Source organism: Halobacillus sp. A1-3 (genome assembly GCF_050971765.1).
GTDB lineage: Bacteria > Bacillota > Bacilli > Bacillales > Halobacillaceae > Halobacillus > Halobacillus mangrovi_B.
In genome coordinates this window covers 36,992-56,096 of record NZ_JBPCEO010000003.1, presented here as the reverse complement: position 1 = coordinate 56,096, position 19,105 = coordinate 36,992, and the positions used below count along the sequence as shown (strand labels likewise).

The 19,105-nt window shown below is 42.5% G+C and carries 15 protein-coding genes; 6 read left to right on the top strand and 9 right to left on the bottom strand.

Translation table 11 applies throughout. The features are described 5' to 3' along the window. Nucleotides 1–20 precede the first annotated feature (20 nt). From ACRYKC_RS05730 to ACRYKC_RS05720, 3 genes are read right to left on the bottom strand one after another with little or no spacing between them, the layout of a single operon-like run. Nucleotides 21–2,225, bottom strand: coding sequence for a transglutaminase TgpA family protein (locus ACRYKC_RS05730; protein WP_433805779.1), 2,205 nt, complete (start codon nt 2,223–2,225; stop codon nt 21–23). Continuing rightward, entirely contained in the window at nt 2,225–3,490 is a 1,266-nt protein-coding gene (locus ACRYKC_RS05725; RefSeq protein ID WP_433805778.1) for a DUF58 domain-containing protein, read from the bottom strand. The genes ACRYKC_RS05730 and ACRYKC_RS05725 overlap by 1 nt, the downstream gene beginning before the upstream one ends. Further along, nucleotides 3,487–4,452 carry an AAA family ATPase gene (locus ACRYKC_RS05720; protein ID WP_433805777.1) on the bottom strand — a complete coding sequence of 322 codons (966 nt, stop codon included), beginning with the start codon at nt 4,450–4,452 and terminating at the stop codon, nt 3,487–3,489. The genes ACRYKC_RS05725 and ACRYKC_RS05720 overlap by 4 nt, the downstream gene beginning before the upstream one ends. A 416-nt stretch (nt 4,453–4,868) precedes the next feature. On the opposite strand from ACRYKC_RS05720, the gene ACRYKC_RS05715 reads away from it, so the two are divergent. Continuing rightward, nucleotides 4,869–5,015 (top strand): Spo0E family sporulation regulatory protein-aspartic acid phosphatase, encoded by a 147-nt coding sequence (locus ACRYKC_RS05715; RefSeq protein WP_433805776.1) that lies wholly within the window; start codon nt 4,869–4,871, stop codon nt 5,013–5,015. Between the two features lie 266 nt (nt 5,016–5,281). Here ACRYKC_RS05715 and ACRYKC_RS05710 read toward each other — a convergent pair whose 3' ends face one another. The 6 genes from ACRYKC_RS05710 to ACRYKC_RS05685 all read right to left on the bottom strand — a co-directional run bounded on the left by ACRYKC_RS05710 (nt 5,282) and on the right by ACRYKC_RS05685 (nt 11,902). Then, nucleotides 5,282–6,265, bottom strand: coding sequence for a ring-cleaving dioxygenase (locus ACRYKC_RS05710; RefSeq protein ID WP_433805775.1), 984 nt, complete (start codon nt 6,263–6,265; stop codon nt 5,282–5,284). A 381-nt stretch (nt 6,266–6,646) separates the two neighbouring features. Further along, nucleotides 6,647–8,494, bottom strand: coding sequence for a gamma-glutamyltransferase family protein (locus ACRYKC_RS05705; RefSeq protein ID WP_433805774.1), 1,848 nt, complete (start codon nt 8,492–8,494; stop codon nt 6,647–6,649). Between the two features lie 13 nt (nt 8,495–8,507). Beyond that, nucleotides 8,508–9,764: a CapA family protein gene (locus tag ACRYKC_RS05700; RefSeq protein WP_433805773.1), complete on the bottom strand. Its 1,257-nt coding sequence runs from the start codon at nt 9,762–9,764 to the stop codon at nt 8,508–8,510. A gap of 12 nt (nt 9,765–9,776) precedes the next feature. Beyond that, the gene (gene pgsC, locus ACRYKC_RS05695) at nt 9,777–10,226 is read right to left on the bottom strand and encodes a poly-gamma-glutamate biosynthesis protein PgsC (protein ID WP_085031068.1); all 450 of its coding nucleotides are present in this window, start codon (nt 10,224–10,226) and stop codon (nt 9,777–9,779) included. Nucleotides 10,227–10,260: 34 nt separating this feature from the next. Continuing rightward, nucleotides 10,261–11,538: a poly-gamma-glutamate synthase PgsB gene (gene pgsB, locus ACRYKC_RS05690; RefSeq protein ID WP_433805772.1), complete on the bottom strand. Its 1,278-nt coding sequence runs from the start codon at nt 11,536–11,538 to the stop codon at nt 10,261–10,263. A gap of 190 nt (nt 11,539–11,728) precedes the next feature. Continuing rightward, a complete protein-coding gene (locus ACRYKC_RS05685; protein ID WP_433805771.1) occupies nt 11,729–11,902 on the bottom strand; it encodes a LysM peptidoglycan-binding domain-containing protein in 174 nt (57 codons plus the stop codon). 301 nt (nt 11,903–12,203) lie between these two features. On the opposite strand from ACRYKC_RS05685, the gene ACRYKC_RS05680 reads away from it, so the two are divergent. The 5 genes from ACRYKC_RS05680 (at nt 12,204) to ACRYKC_RS05660 (ending at nt 18,901) form a co-directional block, all read left to right on the top strand. Beyond that, nucleotides 12,204–13,427, top strand: a complete 1,224-nt coding sequence (locus ACRYKC_RS05680; protein ID WP_433805770.1) for a M20 metallopeptidase family protein — start codon at nt 12,204–12,206, stop codon at nt 13,425–13,427. Further along, nucleotides 13,411–14,712: an amidohydrolase gene (locus ACRYKC_RS05675; RefSeq protein WP_433805769.1), complete on the top strand. Its 1,302-nt coding sequence runs from the start codon at nt 13,411–13,413 to the stop codon at nt 14,710–14,712. Before ACRYKC_RS05680 ends, ACRYKC_RS05675 begins: the two co-directional genes overlap by 17 nt. Continuing rightward, nucleotides 14,705–15,958, top strand: a complete 1,254-nt coding sequence (locus ACRYKC_RS05670; RefSeq protein ID WP_433805768.1) for a M20 family metallo-hydrolase — start codon at nt 14,705–14,707, stop codon at nt 15,956–15,958. The genes ACRYKC_RS05675 and ACRYKC_RS05670 overlap by 8 nt, the downstream gene beginning before the upstream one ends. After that, nucleotides 15,955–17,262 (top strand): helix-turn-helix domain-containing protein, encoded by a 1,308-nt coding sequence (locus ACRYKC_RS05665; RefSeq protein ID WP_433805767.1) that lies wholly within the window; start codon nt 15,955–15,957, stop codon nt 17,260–17,262. Before ACRYKC_RS05670 ends, ACRYKC_RS05665 begins: the two co-directional genes overlap by 4 nt. A gap of 109 nt (nt 17,263–17,371) precedes the next feature. After that, nucleotides 17,372–18,901 (top strand): AbgT family transporter, encoded by a 1,530-nt coding sequence (locus tag ACRYKC_RS05660; protein WP_433805766.1) that lies wholly within the window; start codon nt 17,372–17,374, stop codon nt 18,899–18,901. Nucleotides 18,902–19,105 lie beyond the last annotated feature (204 nt).

The following is a 19,105-nucleotide window of genomic DNA, read 5'->3' as shown; positions in this document are numbered from 1 at the left end:
ATCAACCGCAAACAGAGGAATCAAGACAATGCTTTTTTAATTAAATTTTCCCATAATTCAGTGACTTTCGGCCATCGTGCACTTTGGTGTTCATTTCGATATAAAAGTCTTTCATAATCATTCGTCAATCGCCTCATATCATTGGACTGATAGTGTCTATCGACGACTCGGGCATATTCTCGCAATGTTTGTTCGGGATGACGTTTTATTCCTTTATGTTCCAAAACTTTCAATAAATACTGGTAAGCTTTTTCATACGTTTCTTCATCCTGGTTATTACGATAACGCCTGATTAACAAGAAACTCATCCAATGATAGCGGGTAAAGAACAGAATCGTTCCTCCTATACCAATAACTCCTGCTAGCACCCAGATCCAAGTATAGCTTTGGTCACTGTTACCACCAAGAGCACCTTGGCTTTGACTCGCCTGCTCATCCTCCATTTCCTGAGAATTTCCCATATTCGTTTCTGGTGGCTCTGCATCTTGGCCGGAAGCAGCAGAATCATCCTCTTCTGTTTCTACTTCTGTGTAGAAATCTGCGTTATTCGTAAAGCCTTTTGTCGGCTCATACGGTACCCAGCCGATGTCAGGAAAATATACTTCTACCCAGGAGTGAGCATTTCCGCTTGTGACTTCATAAACATTCTTCACTTCCTCGCCATCTTCCGACTGAGTCGTGTCAATTCGCTCTCCGCCTGTAAATCCTTTTACCCAGCGGGCAGGGATACCTTCAGACCTGAGCATAACGACCATCGAAGTAGAAAAATTATCACAATAGCCAAGTTGGGATTCAAATAAAAATTGATCTACATAGTCTTGATTTTCCCTCGGAACAGGGACATCTGTCGTCGAGTATTCAAAGCCGTTGGAGGAAAAATACGACTCGACCGCTTTTGCCCTGTCGTAACGATTATCTTCGCCTTCTACAATTTGACTGGCGAGATTTTTCACCCGGTTCGGCAAATTATCCGGAAGCTGTAAATAGCGATCCTGAATGTAATCAGGGTCTTCTGAACCTGCTTCTCTAAGCTGACTGTATTCAAAGGACGGAAAGTCATAGTTAATCGCAAACTCATTCCATTTTGCCTCTGACTCTCCCTTTAAAGTATCCATTTCCCCTGTGTTTTCATGAAGGCGGATATTGTAATCCTGGGATACCATAGCTACAGACTTGGTTCCATAGGGATAGACCAGCTTCCTGAACTCAGCGGCACGTGTCATTCGAAGAAATGCGGACTGCTCTTCGACTTCCACGTCCTCAGAAAAGGTTTCATAAGGAATATTATCCGGAGAAACAATAGTAGTCGGCTCCTCTAGAGTGTCTTCCCATCCTTTACCGGTGTACGTATCCTTTGATTCGATCCGCCAATAACGATCTCCATCTGCAACTGCAGTGAATACAGTTGTGTCGTCTTGAATGAAGGAACCCCCAAGGCGGCTGTCGTTCTCCCCATATCCGACTTTCTGTACGACACCACTGCCGCCAGGTCCAGCCCCTCCTGTCGCACTCTTCAAGTAAGGTACAGGGTCAGGCCACTGAGGATCAGGCTTAGGTGAAGCGTAGCCTGCTACGGTTGAAAACATGATAATCACAACAAGCGGCAAGGCCCAAAGGTGTGCTTTTTTCAAGCCGTGAAAAGGAATGGCTTCCTTGTCCATTTCTCTGGAGAAACTTGATAGACCTAAAGCCACCATTGCGAGAATAAATGTACGAATGATTGCCCACTTTCCGTCATAGACAGTGAAGGTATCAATGACCGTCACATAAATGAGCGTCATTAATACAAAAACAAACATTCTCTTAGCGACAATAAACCAGTAGTACAACAAATAGCTCATCAGCCATAGCAGGATAAGGAACAGTAGACTTCGAAATAACGGAGTCATCTGCCACCATTCTCTCGTTTGGATGACTTGAGCATTGAAAATAATCTGGTCATAAACAAGAGAGAACCAATTTCTTGTGAAGATAGTCTCTCCAATGTACAAGCCATCAATGATAAAAGCCATGCCAAGTAGTTTCAAAGGCATCGAAAGAAACCACTGGATTTGCAAGAAAGAAATAAAAAAGCAGAACGCAGCATAAATGAAAAAGATCGTCACGTCATTCGTATTGGTTACGGATTCCAGTGGCCTTAGCCACTCACAAAAGAGCAAGAACCCTGTAATGTAAATAATAAGCCGGTAGATGAACGTCTGTTGTTCTTGGGGTTGTTCATTCATTACGTGTTCACCTCGAATTCACGTTGAATCAGTTGCTCCTCTGAAAGCACATTGACAAGGATTCCCTGATTTTTCATCTGTTTGATGATTTGGTGATCCTGGAATGTCATCTGCTTATGAGGGCGAACGTAGAAAAAAACAAGACGCTTGCTCTTTTTGGATAATTTCACTAGTGCTTGCTGAATATCTGCATCGAGTTGATGACTTACAACCATGGCAATGATCCCAGCGGGAATTTGGGCACGCTCGCGCTCCAGCTGCTGAGCAAACGGCGTTCGCCCAATCGGTCGGATTTTAGCCAAATGGCCTTGAATCATTTGTTTATGAGTGTAATCTTGCTGGAACGGAAAGTACCCTCGTCCATCCCCTAAAGTCATAAAAGCCATTCGAGAGGACTTCGTGTGCAGCTCATTCAATAGAGAAGCGCTGAACTCAACCGCTCCCTCAAAACTTACAGGATTCATTGAAGGGTGATACACAGCATTTAATATAACAAGCATATCCACACTTTTTTCCTGTTCAAACTCTTTTGTCATCATTTCGTTTTTCCGTGCAGTCGTTTTCCAGTCCACCCAAGCAAATCGATCGCCTGGCATGTATTCACGAACACCAGTGACTATGTTCGTATTTTTTTCATTTAACTTAAATGAAGGGCTGGCTCCCTGTTCAAAGCTGTACACGCGTTCCTTTAATTTCACAGGCCTCTGGAATGGAAAAACAAGCAGACGGTTATTTAGCATATAAACATGTTCTTTTTTTACAAAACCGAAGAAATCTCCAGTTTTCACCCTGACCGCTTTTAAAAAATGCTCGCCTCTTGGAACATGGTCAAGAGAATATCGATAATGAATACTTTTCCTAAACCAAGGGAAAATAACGCGCTTGATGATCCTTTGTTCTTCCAAAATTTCTGGTTCATCCATTTGGCGGTACTTCTCTAAATGATCATCACGTTTTTTAAGAGAATCAGGTAAATACTCTTCAATTACGCAATAATAAATCGGAAACGGGATTCTGCGTGTCAAGGTAACTTCTACATCGATTGTTTCCCCTCCAGTAGCAATGCGCTTCGATAAGTCCCGAGTAATTTTCCAATCATGGATGGGATAAAGGAGCACACCTAACATGTAAAGCAGAAAAGGAAGAAATGCATAAAAAAGAAACCAGCTGACGAACCCACCTTGAAACATCGCATAGGAAAAGAGCACACCGAATAATAGGGCAACGACGATCAGCTTAGCAGCGAATTGGAACGTTTGCCTCATTCACTAATATTCCTTTTGACAGGAATTGAAGTGGAAGAAATCAATTCTTCAATGATATCTTCAGCTGTCGTTCCCTCAAACCTCGCTTCAGATGTTAGAATCATCCGGTGCGATAGAACATAAGGAGCTAAATACTGCACATCGTCAGGTACGACATAATCGCGGTCGTGGGTGAAAGCATAAGCTTTAGCTGCCTTCATTAAAGCAATTGAGCCACGCGGACTTACGCCTAAGTAAACGCCGGTATGATTACGTGTTCCTGTCGTCAATTCGATGATGTATCGGTTGACTGTTTTATCAACATAGACCTCTTCGACCTCTTTTTGAAGACCAACCAGCTCCTCTTTCGTAATAACGGAAGAGATGGAATGAATGGGGTGAGCTCCTGAAGTCCGTGCAAGCATCTCCATCTCTTGTTTGGCTGACGGATAACCCATTTTCATTTTTAAAAGAAAGCGATCTAATTGAGCTTCAGGAAGCGGGTACGTCCCTTCGTACTCAATCGGGTTCTGTGTCGCCATAACAAAAAATGGATCACTTAACGGGACAGGGCTTCCATCTACCGTAATGCTCGTCTCTTCCATCCCCTCAAGTAATGCAGACTGTGTCTTTGGTGATGTCCGATTGATTTCATCGGCTAGCACAATGTTCCCTAAAATTGGACCTGGTCTAAATTCAAATTCCATCGTTTTAGGATTATATATAGAAACACCAGTGACGTCAGATGGAAGCAAGTCTGGAGTAAACTGAATCCGTTTAAAGTCACAGTCCAGTGACTTTGCAAGGGTCTTGACGAGCATCGTCTTTCCGACACCCGGTACATCCTCCAGCAGGACGTGTCCCTTCGCCAACAAAGCCACAAGACTTAATAAAGCCGCTTCCTCTTTTCCGATCATCACTTTATTGATATTGTTCAAAACTTCTGAGACCTTTGGCTGAAGTAAAAATGTTTGCTGAGTCATTCGGTGTACCCCTCTCTTCCTTGAACACTATTTTCTGAAAACTCACTCTCGTTTTAACTATACTATATACCTGCTTATGGGACAAAACATGTGAATGGATGGGTATAAAAGGAAAAACATTCGTTCCAAGGAATTTGAAATTAAAATTAATGTCAATTTTTTTATTTTTATACCCCTTTACGTACCTTTATGAAAAAGTTTATAACAGTATCCATTAATTACAAAAATTTACTGACAATTTTCTTTATGAATAGATAAAGTTTAGTAAAGTAACATATGTACATCTGACCTGCGTAATGGTAAAATGAATTCCAAATAGTACCTATATACTAAATGTCGAATTTCTTCATAAAACTTTAGAACCATGTAAAACCATGTCACATTATGACTGGGTAAGATGAAAAGGAGTGAGAATAATGAACAATCAGTCCCCGCTTGAAAAAAATATTGAATGCACCAGGGGAAAAATGTATGAAGCTTATAAAAATAATAGTGATTATGAAGAAGTTTTGCGACTGTCCCAAAAGCTTGACCAGTTACTAAATCAATTAAAAAGCGCATAATTTTATCATAATAAAAAGCCCTAGCTTTACACCAGGGCCCCGCCACCTATACCTATACAAACCTTCGTCTCTTTTAGAATTATCTTTATTTTGAGATGGCTTACACTTAAAATACCATATAATTCTAAATTTGTGTTAGTGTCGTCATAAAATTCCTCAAATGAAAGAATCTCAAATATGAAATAATTCTTCTTTTACACCTCAACCTTTAAATCCACAGGAAATGAAAAGCCCCCAATAGTCAGAGAACTCCTCATTTTTCTTTCTCATTCATATTCCTTTTCAAACAATTTTGTACTTCTCACCGTATCAATCGGGCGGACATTATTTTCAATCTGTTCACGTTTCGACTCAAGCTTTGGTGGAAGCGAAAGCATTTCGCCCAAAGTTTCATAAGGTTCATCTCCCATGAAACCAGGTCCGTCAGTCGCAAATTCAAATAAGATTTGAGGAGCTACGTTCACATAAAGCGATCCGAAGTAGTGACGATTTACAAATCCAGAAGTCCGGAATCCGGAACGGGACATCCATTGATCCCAATTGTCCAATTCCTCCCGATTATTGAGCCGAAAAGCTGCATGGTGAACTGTCCCATACCCTTGACGTGCGGGTGGCAGAACATTGTTAAACTCTACGATGACTTGAGCACCATTTCCACCATGACCTGTTTCAAATAAACGGAATGGACCTTCTTGATCAATTTGTTTGAATAGAAGTACCTTTTCCAACATGTCTTTGAAGTATTTAATGTTATCTACCCTGACGTGGAGTGGCCCCAGACCAACAATGGCGTATTCCAAAGGAATTGGCCCTTTTTGCCACGGCGTCCCCGCAGAAACCCCCTCATTATTTTCATCAGAAACAAGTTCATAAGATTGATCGTCAACATCCACAAAAGGCAAGATCTTCTTTCCAAAGCGTTCTTGAATACCTTTATGTTTCACATCAAGACGATTGAAGCGCTTCTCCCAGTAACTCAGAGCTTCATCACTAGGCACCCGGAAGGACGTTCTGGAAATTTCATTCGTTCCATGGGACCCTTTTGGAATACCGGGAAAATCAAAAAATGTCATATCTGTTCCTGGATTCCCTTCGTCATCTGCAAAAAACAAGTGATAAGTCTGGATATCGTCCTGATTCACCGTTTTCTTTACAAGCCTCATACCAAGCACATACGTAAAAAAATCATAGTTCTTTTCTGCACTGCTGGTAATCGCTGTGACGTGGTGAATTCCTTTTAATTCGTTCATTTCTTTCCCTCCCATTATATTATCTTACATCTCAGAAATTATCTCAGTTTCAAGATAAATATATTATGAATCCAGGTTTTTGTCAATTTCTTGAGTCTAACAGAAGCAAAGCGTAAGTGCCTGACATAGTCATTCAATAAATCTTAACTTTGTTCAACTCGGCACTTCCTGCTGCTACGTTGAACTGACCTCTTCCTGAGGGCAACCGACAAGCACAAGACAAGCGATGGTTTGAAGGCTTTTTATTAAAAGAGTCGATTGACTTATAACTTCGATGTACCAGGAACTGCCGATATCCTTCCTTTGCAAAATGCATAAGAGATTTTATAATTTCCCAGACAACAAAAAACTCTGCAGGGCACCCTGCAGAGTTTTACAGACTTATTCAGATCCATTAACCTCGTTCATACCATTCTGATTACCAATTTGCCATGTCCCGAGACGTCTAGGATCACCGCCACCGTACATTTGAATAACATCTTCGTTCTTACGGATCCCCAGTCCTTGAATTCCTCCATAAAAGACAGGTGAATCGTGAGTGATAACGGAATAATCCATTTCACTCCTTAGACGGTTAACAGCTGCTTGATCAACCATCTTTTCGAGGTGGACCACGTTATCTTCCGTGTAGAACCTGGAACGGGCGATCGCTCGCTGAAGCGTAAGCGGATCCCCTGTATCTTGATTAATACCATACTCATACTGCATAAGTGTTTGAATCAGCATCGCCGGGATCCTTTTACCACCAGGAGAACCTATACCAAGTACTGCTCTTCCTTCCTCAGCGAAAATGAGCGGAGAAACGAAGGAACGTGGACGTTTACCAGGTTCGTACTCGTTCATAGACCCTTCGACTGTATCAAAATTAATCAACTGGTGATTCAAGAAGAATCCGTTAGCGTACATACCTGAACCAAAGAACTTACCTAGTGAATTGGTTGCCGAGACCATCATGCCGTCTTTATCTACGACAACAAAATGAGTCGTGTTTCTTGTATCTTGCTTTTCACCAGGAGAAACAAATAGCTCACTCGAACTTGTTAATTCCTGGCCGCCAACTGAGAACTCTTCCTCAAACAATTGTTTCGCATAGCTGGTAGAAGTCAGCTTTTCTTCCTGCACATCAACAAACCTTGGGTCCCCAAGGGTATGCACCCTGTCTTCGTAGACACGGTTGACTACTTTATTTACAAGATGGATATAAAGATCCTTGTACTGCGGCTCATTTACCACTTGTTCCATACTTGTCGGGAGACCATCAGCAAGAAATGGCGGCAACTGGCCATTTTGATTTTCAAATTCTTCCCGCAATACTTTTTCAAGGTTTCCTTCAAGCTGCTCGATCATCTGCAAAGCTTGAATGACAATAATCCCTGATGTTGGTGAAGAACCTGCATAAACTTTTTGTCCTTTAAAATCCCCCTCAGGTGCGGGGCGCTTAGCTACTTCATAATTGGCAAGATCATTTGGCCCAAAACCAACTTTATTCGCAAGTTCTTTTGCGAGGGCCCCTTTATAAAAAGCTTCCGGACCTTTTTCTTGAAGAGTCTTCAACGTGTTAGCCAGATCTTTTTGGACCAATGTGTCATTGATTTGTAGAGCACGGCCTTCTGGATAAAACATGTTGTAAATTTCAGGGTTCTTATTCCCTGTCTGGATAAAACGTCGAGAATTCTGTAACTGCTCATGGAAAATACGGCCTACCTTGATGCCTTCCTCACTATGAGTCACAGCATCCTCTAAAAGCGTACTCCATTCAACATTATTTCCATAGTCTTCATATATGGCTTCCATGCCTTTGACAAACCCAGGAACCGCAATATCCCGTTGAGGTTTCGCTCCGCTCATCGGTGCAGCTTCACGATAGTCATAAGTCATCGCTTGTTTTCCAGGCTCGTGGACGATCATCTGTCCCCCGCCTCCGATACCGGATCCATAGGGTTCCACCACATTGAGGGCGAAGGACACCGCAATCGCAGCTTCGGCAGCATTTCCACCTTCATTCAAAACTTTCATGCCAGCTTCAACAGCTAATGGATGGACCGCACTGACTCCGTAAACAAAAGCATCTTCTCCGTCTGATGCATTCACTTCCACAGTTTCTTGACGATCCTCCACGGTATAGGGCTCACGGAACTGATCGAACTCATCCTCAAAGTAGAAATTCCAGCCGACCAGCCCGACGAAGACGATTCCGGCTATGATGTAGGTTATTCGTAAATAGTTCAAGAACTCTGCCCTCCTATCCTTCGATGACGCCAGCTTTTTTCAGGTCGATCACAAGCCGGTCGTTCTCCATACGCCAATATTCAGAATCCAAATCTTTTCTAAGTGTCCTGAAAATCCGGAAATTCCGTAAAGGTTCTAATATTCCATTTGTTTCACGCGGACGTGTATCCGAAATTTGCATCGGCACAAAGGATAGTTCAACGCCTCCATCTTTGAGGAAGTCCAACTGAGCCATCGTCGAGTCCTTCGTTCTTGACCAACCCTGGTCAAAAACGAAGTTGCCGAGGCTGTTCATTACGATTGAAGTTTTATCCGTATCTTGCGGGTCATTTGGATCTCCTTCAATATGTACACGTGTCACTGGTTCTAAAACGTGAGGGTGGTGGCCAATAATTACGTCAGCTCCCATATCTGTCATTAGATAAGCAAGTGTTTCCTGATCCTGATTAGCGCTGGCCTGATATTCAGCGCCCCAGTGAGAATGGACCATGACAACATCGGCATTCTTTTTTGCTTCTCGAATTCGGCTCTGTAACACTCCAAGCCCGGAATTGGTCAGCACACCACCAACATATTCGCTTGCACTGTAACCTTGTACATACACATCAGTAAATCCTAGTATGGCAATTCTTTTACCGTCAGCATCAAAATAATGGATTTTTCCTGCATCCGTCGACTTTTCTCCCTCTTCGAATAAATCTTCAGAAGGATTGAGTGCCCGACCAATACCAAGAAGATCGACATCCACTTTTTCCATGTGCTTTAACGTTTCTTCCAATGAGAGACTTCCATAATCCATTGCATGATTGTTAGCTAGATTGACAGAATCAAAGCCAGCTTGTTCAATGGCTTTTTCAGTACCTTTTTCAGCATACAAATGAATCGCTTTATTTTGTAGCTCAAAGTCTTCCATTACTTTCTTCACTTCCGGATCCTTTGTATCAAGGACAGGATTTTCAAAGTTTCCTGTCACATAATCGGACTGATCCAAAAATGGCTTAACATATTCAAACACCCTGCCAGGTGATTCCCCACTTCTCAAAGCAGCCTCACGGACGTGGCGGCCAAGCATCATGTCTCCCACCATCGATATTCGATAATCAACATCGTCAGGCCTTGTATTCTCTGGAATATCAGGCTTATCCAGCCACTGATGGCCGAAAAAAGGAATAGCTAGAATCACCAGCAAAATAAGCGAGTGTTTGAACGCTTTTTTCTGATGTTTCTTCGTCCAGACTTTCATTCTGTATTTTAAGTCTTTATCTTTCATGGATACGCTCCTCTAAAACAAACTATAAGCCGTAATCAATACGAAGGTTACAAAAGCGATCACGAACGTCGCACTAAATGTCGGCAGGACTCCCTGCTTCTGAATAGAATTGGCGAGCAGACCTGGGACGATGACCCCAATTCCTCTCAGTTCCATAACAGGGAAGGGGGTTAATGGATATAAGTAATCCATCGCCATCTTCATAAGAACACCAACAGTTAGCATCGCCGCAAACTTCCGTCTCCCGTACAACACCGTGAACCTTGCCAACACCTGCGAAACAAGCAAGTATGTAATCAAACTGATCAAGCCTACTACTAAAACGTACATGACCTGATCAAAAATCAACGCTAAGTAGCCAGGGACTACTAAGCCCGCAGGCATAATCCCTGTTTTCTCAGCGTACAGCAAACTTAAAAGTACACCAAGGACAATTGCTATATATAAATCAGTACCGAACAATGGATCTCCAACTCCTTTTCAACATGCAATCACACTATTTATTTGTTTGTAAGTCTTTTTCCCGAATCGGTTCTTTATTGAAAGAAGTTTCGATCACGTCTTCTCCCCAGCTAGTAGCATAATCGGAGAGCGAAGGAACAACTTCAAGGTCTTGAATTGCTGCTGCCAGCTCTTCTCCTCCACCATTAATATTACCGATTCCATAAATTACACTGTTTCCTGGGATTTCTTGCAGATGCTTGATAATTGTTTCCGTCGGTGCTTTTTCTAGATTAATAATGTTAGAAACATAGATTTTCCCTTCTTCCTGGGCTTGCAAGATCGGCTGTACACTCTCACCCATTAAGACAAGACGGTCCATTTCTATATAAGGAAGCACCTTTTCTGCAAAATCAATCGTACGTTCAACACGGTCACTACGGCAATTCATAACGACCGTACTTTCATTAGATGGATAATCAAGATCTTTAATTCGCTCCCAAATATTCAACGTCGACGTCACATCATTAGCAGCGAAGCCATTGAAGAAATATTTCGGGGATCTTTTCTTTCCAAACCTATGAACACGCATAGCACCGGGGTCGACAGGTGCTTTAAGCATTCCTTCAAGCGCAACTTCACGATCAATTTCTAATAAATCTGCAACAGCCAGAGCAAGAGCCGCGTTTTGAGGGAAGATCATAAATGGGAACTTCTTCAAATAAGACTCATCAATTGAACTTTCATCCGCTACAATAACCTTAGAACCTTTTTTCTTCGCTACTTTTTCAAAATAACGCTGATAAGGTGTCTCAGGAATGATAACATAACCATTTTCTGGAATAGTGGAACTGAAAGCTTCCGCGATATCATCCAAGGTCGGACCCATGACATCAAGGTGATCTTCAATAACGTTTGCAATAATCGTTATGTTCGCTTTCACTAGTCGCTCCTGAAATACTTTTTGATATTCAGGGTTGACCGCCATACATTCACTTACAAACGCATCGGCTCTTCTATCAACGACCTTTTTAGTGATCTTCATTTGTTCGTTAATATTAGGACCTTGCAAACTTCGAATAATAGGCTCCTCTTCTTCCTGATCCCAATAAAACATGCGAGCGGAGGTCCCTGTCGTTTTACCGACAACTTTCCGCTGATCTTGCTTCAATATACCCATTACTAAACGGGTAACCGTTGACTTTCCACGAATACCGTTTACTAAAATACGTGTGGGGATTTTCTTTATATTGCGATCAAGCTTTTCCTTCTCTCTTATTCCAAGTGCGAGGGTAATAAATGCAAAAATCGCCAAATAAACTAATTCGTCCACAGCATCCCTCTCCTTTCTACCTTATCTACCATATCATCTACTATCCTTCTATGAAACTATGTAACAGCAAAAAATTTCCTTTTTTTCCGCACCCTAAGCCCTCACACCCTTACCTTTACCCCAAAATAAATATTTCAAATATATTTCTTAAATAAATTTTACTTTTTTCAACAAAAATCCCCCGAACAACTTATACACTGTTCGAGAGATTGTGTCGGTTTAAGTCGGTATGACCAATTTTACCCCTGGATAAAATTAAGCCAGGATCGGAGATTTGATTCGTATCGGCAAGCATTTGAACAGTGGTCCCATATTTTCTTGCAATACTGGAAAGGGTATCACCCGTCCGAACAGTGTTCAACATTTTAGAAGAAAGTGGAATGACTAATATTTGCCCAGCTCTAGATCAATCCTGGGTTATTCAACTTATTCGCTGAAGCCAACTGGTCAACTGTTGTTCCGTATCGTAAAGCGATTCTGTATAAAGTATCAACTGGTTTTACCGTGTAGGTATTAGATGCAGGAGAAGCCTTTCCAGGAACAAAACGGTTCCCGAGATCATAATAGAATTTTCTAAATTTTTTGTTGAAAAAGGTAGATTTACTGTTATACTACAAATAACGGAACATTAAAGGAAAATGTCCTTAATTAAAGGAGGAGCATTTTTGAATCACATCGAAGAACTAATCTCATCCATTAAAGATGACATCATTCATATAAGAAGGACACTGCACCAACACCCTGAGCTCAGCAATGAAGAATACCGCACGTCTTCTCTGGTAAAAGAGCAGCTTACGGCCTACGGAATTGAATGGCAATCGGGATTTGCTGGTACAGGGGTGCTTGGCATTATTAAAGGCGACTTGCCAGGAGGGACGGTTGCCCTCCGAGCCGATATGGATGCCTTGCCTATACAAGAGGTCAACACGCACAAATTCTCTTCTCAAAACGACGGTAAGATGCATGCCTGTGGACACGATGCCCATACATCGATGCTGCTTGGGGCTGGTTATGCCCTCCAACAAATGAAAGCAGACATTAAAGGAACAATTCTACTTGTTTTCCAGCCCGCTGAAGAAAACTCTCCTTCCGGGGGATCTCAAGCTATGATGGAGGACGGAGTGTTTCATGAATATACCCCTGATGTTATATACGGACAGCATGTGTGGCCAGGTCTTCCTGTCGGTCAAATGGGAATTAGGGATAAAGAAATGATGGGAGCTTCTGACCGCTTCAAAGTAACCGTGAAAGGAAAAGGCGGACATGCCAGTATGCCGCATGACGGAAATGATGCGCTGCTCATAGCCAATCAGATTATATCCAGTCTGCAAACGATCGTCAGCCGAAACGTTAATCCTCTAGAATCGGCCGTAGTTACAATCGGCCGTATTGAAGGCGGTTATAGTTACAATGTCATTCCAAATGAAGTCGTTCTTGAAGGCACAGTACGCACGTTCAAGCCGGAAGTAAAAGAAAAGGTGAAAAGCCGATTTCATACCATCATTGAGCAAACGGCAGAGGCTTTCGAGGCTGAGGCAGAAATCGATTATTTAGACGGATATCCTGCGACGATCAACACACCAAAGTGGGCACAGCAAGCTCGAGAATCTGCACAAAAGCTCCTTGGGAGTGAATCCACGCCATCTCTGGATCCTGCTTTAGCTGGAGAAGATTTCTCACGATTCTTACTTCAATACCCTGGAGCTTTCATATGGCTGGGTACTCAAATTGAAGATGCAGAAAATCAAAAACCTCTTCACGACCCAGGTTTTCAGCTTAATGAAAAAGCCTTGCCAATTGGAAGCCGCTATTTAGCTCAGGTCGCTTTGGATACGTTGAACACTTTACAACTTCAAAAAGATGGTGATACGGATGTCCATTCATCATGAGTTTATCCAAGACATACAGCCGAAATTAGTAGAATGGAGACGTCAATTCCATAGAAATCCAGAGCTGGGTTTTATGGAGTATGAAACAACTTATGCAATCGGTAAAGAACTGGAAGCTCTGGGATTCACTCTTTATATCGGAAGAGATGCACTAAAGAGTACATCTCGCTATGGTGTTCCCTCTTCTAAAGAAATCCAGCAGCATGAAGCGAACATTTCCTCCTCAATGGAAGAGGAATGGTTAAATAAAATGAAGGGCGGTCACACTGGATTAGTTGCCGTCTGGAACACCGGAAGAACAGGAGATCATCTGGCCTTCCGCTTCGATATTGATGCACTGCCCATTAAAGAAAAAGCAGACGACCAGCACCTTCCTTATAAGAAAGGCTTTCATTCCCAAAATCAGGGTGTCATGCATGCATGTGGTCATGATGGACACACTGCGATTGGATTAGGGCTTGCGCACTTCATCGCCAGTCACTCTTCAGAGTTAAACGGGAAGTTCACCTTCCTTTTCCAACCCGCTGAAGAAGGCGGTCGGGGTGCAAAGGCAATGACGGACAAGGGATGGCTGTACGAAGTTGATTACTTCTACTCTGGTCACATCGGAATACAGGATCTCCCTGTTGGCACAGTCGCAGCATCAACCAAAGGATTTCTCGCCTCATCAAAATGGAATGTTACTTTCAAAGGTCAATCCTCCCACGCTGGAATGAAGCCTGAAGATGGGCGGAATGCCCTTCTGGCTGCCGCTACTGCTGCGACTCAGCTCTATACAATCCCTCGCCACAGTGAAGGAGTAAGCCGAATCAATGTTGGTAAACTTTCAGCAGGAAACGGAAGAAATATCATTTCAGACTATGGCTATTTGGAACTGGAAACTCGCGGAGAAACGAAATCTATCAATGATTACATGCAAGAACAAGCAAGAAGGATGATCCGATCATCTGCTGACATGCATAACGTCGATGCAACCATTGATTTTGTGGGAGAAACAGAACCGATGATTTGCGACGATGAGATGATTTCAATCGTCAAAGAAACTTGTCAATCGAGCTCTAATATCATGCACATCATTAACATCGCCAATGTATCTGGATCTGAAGATGCCAGTTTCATGATGAACGCGGTTCAATCTCATGGGGGAAAAGCTACGTACATGTTATTCGGCACTAAGCTTTCGGACAATCACCACTCCCCTGCGTTTGATTATGAAGAAGAAGTATTGACTGTAGCACTAGATACGTACATTCACATTGTTAAAGGGGGTCACTTATTTGAATAATTTAACCAAATGGCTCCATGAGCATTTGCTCAAGCTGAATCTTACAAATGAAATGGATTATGAAAACGGATTCACGCGGTTGAGCTATACAGATGAAGAGAAACAAGCTCATGAGGCCTTTCGACACATCGCTGAAAGCTTACAATTAGAAGTCCAGACCGACCAAGCCGGAAACCTCTGGGCCACCTGGAATGTTGACAAAGAAGCACCTACAATAGCTGTCGGTTCTCACGTCGACACGGTCAGTTCAGGTGGCGGATATGACGGAGTCGCTGGAGTTTTGACAGGCTTAGCGGCGATCAAATTCTTAAAAGACCAGAACTTTACGCCAGAGAAAAACATCACGATCATCTGTTTTGCATCAGAAGAATCGGCTCGCTTCGGCGTTTCTACAATTGGCAGTAAAGCGATAAGCGGCTTGCTTGATAAAGAAGATGTTGCAAATGTGGAAGATGCAAACGGTATTACCATCAAGCAGTCAATCGAATCCTTCGGCTTATCATGGGAAACGATTCAGCACGCAGAACGCGAGGAAAAGGATCTGGAAAGCTTCCTTGAACTTCATATTGAGCAGGGCACTCAAATCGTAGATAATGCCGCTGAAATTGGTATTGTAAGAGGTGTTGCCTGCCCAATCCGCTTAAAGGTAACAGCAATTGGAATGGCGAACCATACAGGCACCACCCCCATGAACCGACGCTCAGATGCGTTTGCTGCTGTTGCCCCGCTTATTACTTTTGTCGAAGAACAAGCTAATCTTTTAAATGAGGGCGCTACTCTTCCTCTAGTAGCGACAGTCAGCACTGGCCATGTGAGTCCGAACGTGATGAACGTGATACCTGGCGAAGTCGAGCTAGGAATCGATATACGAAGCGTTGACGATTCATTGAAAAAGAAACTCGCTGAGCGTATTCAAGACTTTTGTAAAGAAATTGAAAGCAGTCGCAATATTAAGGTGGATGTGCAAACACTTGTCGATAATGACTCCGTCTTCCTGGACAAAACAATACAGGGAAAACTTACTGCTGTTACAGACAAACTTGATATCAAACCATTAACTATGGACAGTGGAGCCGGACATGATGTCATGAACATCGCAAACAAATGGCCTTCAGGGCTAATCTTCATTCCATGTGAAGAAGGCATCAGTCATCACCCCAGGGAATATGCTTCTATCGAAGATCTGGAAAAAGGAACGAAAGTTATTGCCGAGTACTTACGAGTAGAAACGAGTGAGTGTTCATGAAGACAACCATTGGTGTTATTGCGCCTCATGACTCTTTACAGCTCATCATGTATGTAGCGAAGGAGTTTGATAACATAACTTTCGTCCCATATCCCTATGAACAGTTAACGGAAGTGAGCGACATCTTGACGAAGCACCGATATGAAGTCGATCAATGGTTTTTCTCAGGAGTGTTGAACTATACCTACGCTCTTGAGAATGACCTTATCTCAGAAAAAGAAGGAGCTTATCCTCCTTTACACGGAGCAAGCTTCTTCGGCATTCTCCTGGAGGCACAACTCGCTTCCAATAAAGTCTACAGAGAAGTAAGCATCGACACGATTGAGAGTGAAGAGTTCGATAAAATCTTATCCTACTACCAGCTAGATAGCTTGACTTATTACAACCACCCTTTTGATAGGGAAAAAAGTTCTGACAAGCTGGTCGAATTTCACTCCCAATTGTATGAAGAAGGAAAAACGGAAGTAGCCATCACATCGATCAAATATGTGTACAGAAAATTAAAGGAAAGAAGCATTCCTGTTTTCCGTGTGACTCCTTCCTATTTGTCGATTAAGATGATTATTCAATATCTCGAAGAACGTGCACAATCAAACCTTTATAGAAATTCACAAGTAGCCGTCATCGGCTGCAGAATCGAAATGGACCCTGATCATTTAGAGGAGCTTTATTACTCGTTTAAAACGAAGTATCAAGAACTGGACGTGCGCCGCCAGCTCTTCTCCATTGCGGAAAAAACCAATGGATCAGTCATGCAAATGGGAGATGGACTGTTCTTCATTTTCACCACCCGCGGAGAACTGAGCAATGAGTCAGAAGCGGATTTGTTCAATTTAATTGATGATATCCGTGCTCAGACGAACTTAAAAGTTAAAGTATCGATAGGATTTGGCGAAACCGTTTTGCAGGCTGAGCAGCATGTCCGGATGGGTTTCAGACATGTAAAAGACTATAAAAAACCGATGATACTCATCGTCGACGATGATCAATCCATCTCACTTAAGGAGCAAAAAGATCAAATCGCCTATCAAACGACGGACATCGGCCAAGCCTGGCAGGACAAATTGAAAGATGCCAATTTAAGTCCTGGGGTCGTTTCGAAGATACTAGCTTATGTAAAACAGTATGGCAGGGAGAGCTTTTCCTCCCAGGATTTATCCCGATGGTTGAAAAGTACAGAAAGGAACGGACGAAGAATTCTCTCGGAGATGGAGCGCGTCGGCATAGTCGAACAAGCCGGTGAAACCCAATCGGGTGAAAGAGGCCGGCCGCGTAAAGTTTATCAATTCCTCCCCTTTTCCTAAACGAATTAAGGGGAGCCCCTCTTTATCATTACCTCTTGTAAACCCAGCTTTTGGTTAAATACGGAAGTATTAAGGATAATTTCCTAAATTAAATGGAAGGGTGAAACATATGAGTACAAACACCACCGAAAAAACGAACAAAGGGATGGCAAGGTTTCTGAACTTTGTTGAAAAAGCAGGTAACAAGCTGCCTGAGCCATTTATGTTATTTGTTTACTTAGCAGCGTTTACAATAGTGTTCTCCTGGATTGTTTCCTTATTTGGTGTGACCGTTGAGGAACCAGGGACAGGTGAAGTCGTCGATATTAAAAGTCTTGTGTCAGGAGAAGGTCTTAACTATATTTTGACTTCAATGCTTGATAACTTCACTGGATTCGCCCCACTCGGCCTCGTGTTGGCGATGATGCTTGGTATCGGCTTAGCCGATAAAGTTGGATTACTGGAAACTGCGATTAAAAGTACCATTTTAAAAGCACCTAAGTCATTAATCACTTATGCAGTTATTTTTGTCGGAATATTAGGTAACTTAGCATCAGATGCAGCCTTCGTTATCGTACCACCATTAGCTGCGATGGTCTTCTATACAATTGGGCGTCACCCGCTGGCAGGTCTAGCAGCAGGTTTTGCCGGAGTTGGATCTGGTTTTACCGCCAATATCATCATTGCCGGTACAGATGCCTTACTTTCTGGAATTTCCACAGAAGTCATGGAAAGCATTGGTTCTGACATTGTTGTTACTCCCGTTGATAACTGGTATTTCATGATTGTATCTGTTGTTGTCCTGTCTATTACCGGCGCTCTAATTACTGAAAAGATTATTGAACCACGATTAGGTGAATATAAAGGGGAAGCTTCTGCAAATGAAATGGAGGCTAGCACACCTTTAGAGAAAAAAGGGTTTAAAAATGCTGTTATAGCTGGTCTTGTATTTATTGGAGTATTAATCCTTGCGCTTGCTTGGCCTGGATCTGCACTGCGAAATGAAGAGGGAGGAATTATTCCATCTCCATTTTTAGATGGAATTGTACCAATCATTTTGTTCTTCTTCATCACCATCGGTATTACGTATGGGGTAACAGTAAATAAAATTGAATCCACAAGAGATATTTCCGGCTTTATGAGTGAAGCTATGAAAGATATGTCAGGCTTTATTGTATTGATCTTTGCTGCTGCCCAATTTATTGCTTACTTCAGCTGGACAAACATCGGAACGTGGGTAGCCGTCAGTGGAGCGAACATGCTTGAATCTATGAATATGACTGGTCTCCCTGTTGTGGTAGGATTCTCTATGCTGACAGCGCTTATGAACCTGCTAATCTTTAGTGGATCTGCGCAGTGGGCATTGGAAGCACCGATTTTCCTGCAGATGTTCTATCTATTAGACTATCATCCGGCGTTTATTCAGGCAGCCTACCGAATTGCTGACTCATCAACGAACATTATCACTCCGATGAACCCGTATATCATCGTCGTGTTAGCTTTCATGAGAGAGTACAACAAGAAAGCTGGTTTAGGAACATTGATATCTCTGATGCTTCCTTACAGTGTTATCTTCTTTATCATCTGGGTGATCTTATTGATCGCATTTGCGCTATTAGGTATTCCATTCGGCCCAGGTGTCGATATGTATATTAATTAAATAGATAGATGATCTAGAAGCGGCCTTACAAAAGGCCGCTTCTTATTTATGCCTTTTCACTATTAACTTTCTCCTTCCATTCAAGTCTTCCTGAAGACTTGAATCCAAGATAATGACTTTGTTTAGATGGGGCTGTTTCCGTTACCTTGTATCCTGGAAAGGTGTTCGAGGAAATGGCTCGCTTTCCGCGGGGATGACGGCAAG

What these genes read in the sequence shown, in the direction of transcription:
- ACRYKC_RS05665 (WP_433805767.1), top strand. Translation starts at nt 15,955, where the DNA reads ATGAAGACAACCATTGGTGTTATTGCGCCTCATGACTCTTTACAGCTC.
- ACRYKC_RS05675 (WP_433805769.1), top strand. Translation starts at nt 13,411, where the DNA reads ATGTCCATTCATCATGAGTTTATCCAAGACATACAGCCGAAATTAGTA.
- ACRYKC_RS05700 (WP_433805773.1), bottom strand. Translation starts at nt 9,764, where the DNA reads ATGAAAGATAAAGACTTAAAATACAGAATGAAAGTCTGGACGAAGAAA.
- ACRYKC_RS05720 (WP_433805777.1), bottom strand. Translation starts at nt 4,452, where the DNA reads ATGACTCAGCAAACATTTTTACTTCAGCCAAAGGTCTCAGAAGTTTTG.
- ACRYKC_RS05685 (WP_433805771.1), bottom strand. Translation starts at nt 11,902, where the DNA reads ATGTTGAACACTGTTCGGACGGGTGATACCCTTTCCAGTATTGCAAGA.
- ACRYKC_RS05660 (WP_433805766.1), top strand. Translation starts at nt 17,372, where the DNA reads ATGAGTACAAACACCACCGAAAAAACGAACAAAGGGATGGCAAGGTTT.
- ACRYKC_RS05715 (WP_433805776.1), top strand. Translation starts at nt 4,869, where the DNA reads ATGAACAATCAGTCCCCGCTTGAAAAAAATATTGAATGCACCAGGGGA.
- ACRYKC_RS05710 (WP_433805775.1), bottom strand. Translation starts at nt 6,265, where the DNA reads ATGAACGAATTAAAAGGAATTCACCACGTCACAGCGATTACCAGCAGT.
- ACRYKC_RS05730 (WP_433805779.1), bottom strand. Translation starts at nt 2,225, where the DNA reads ATGAATGAACAACCCCAAGAACAACAGACGTTCATCTACCGGCTTATT.
- ACRYKC_RS05725 (WP_433805778.1), bottom strand. Translation starts at nt 3,490, where the DNA reads ATGAGGCAAACGTTCCAATTCGCTGCTAAGCTGATCGTCGTTGCCCTA.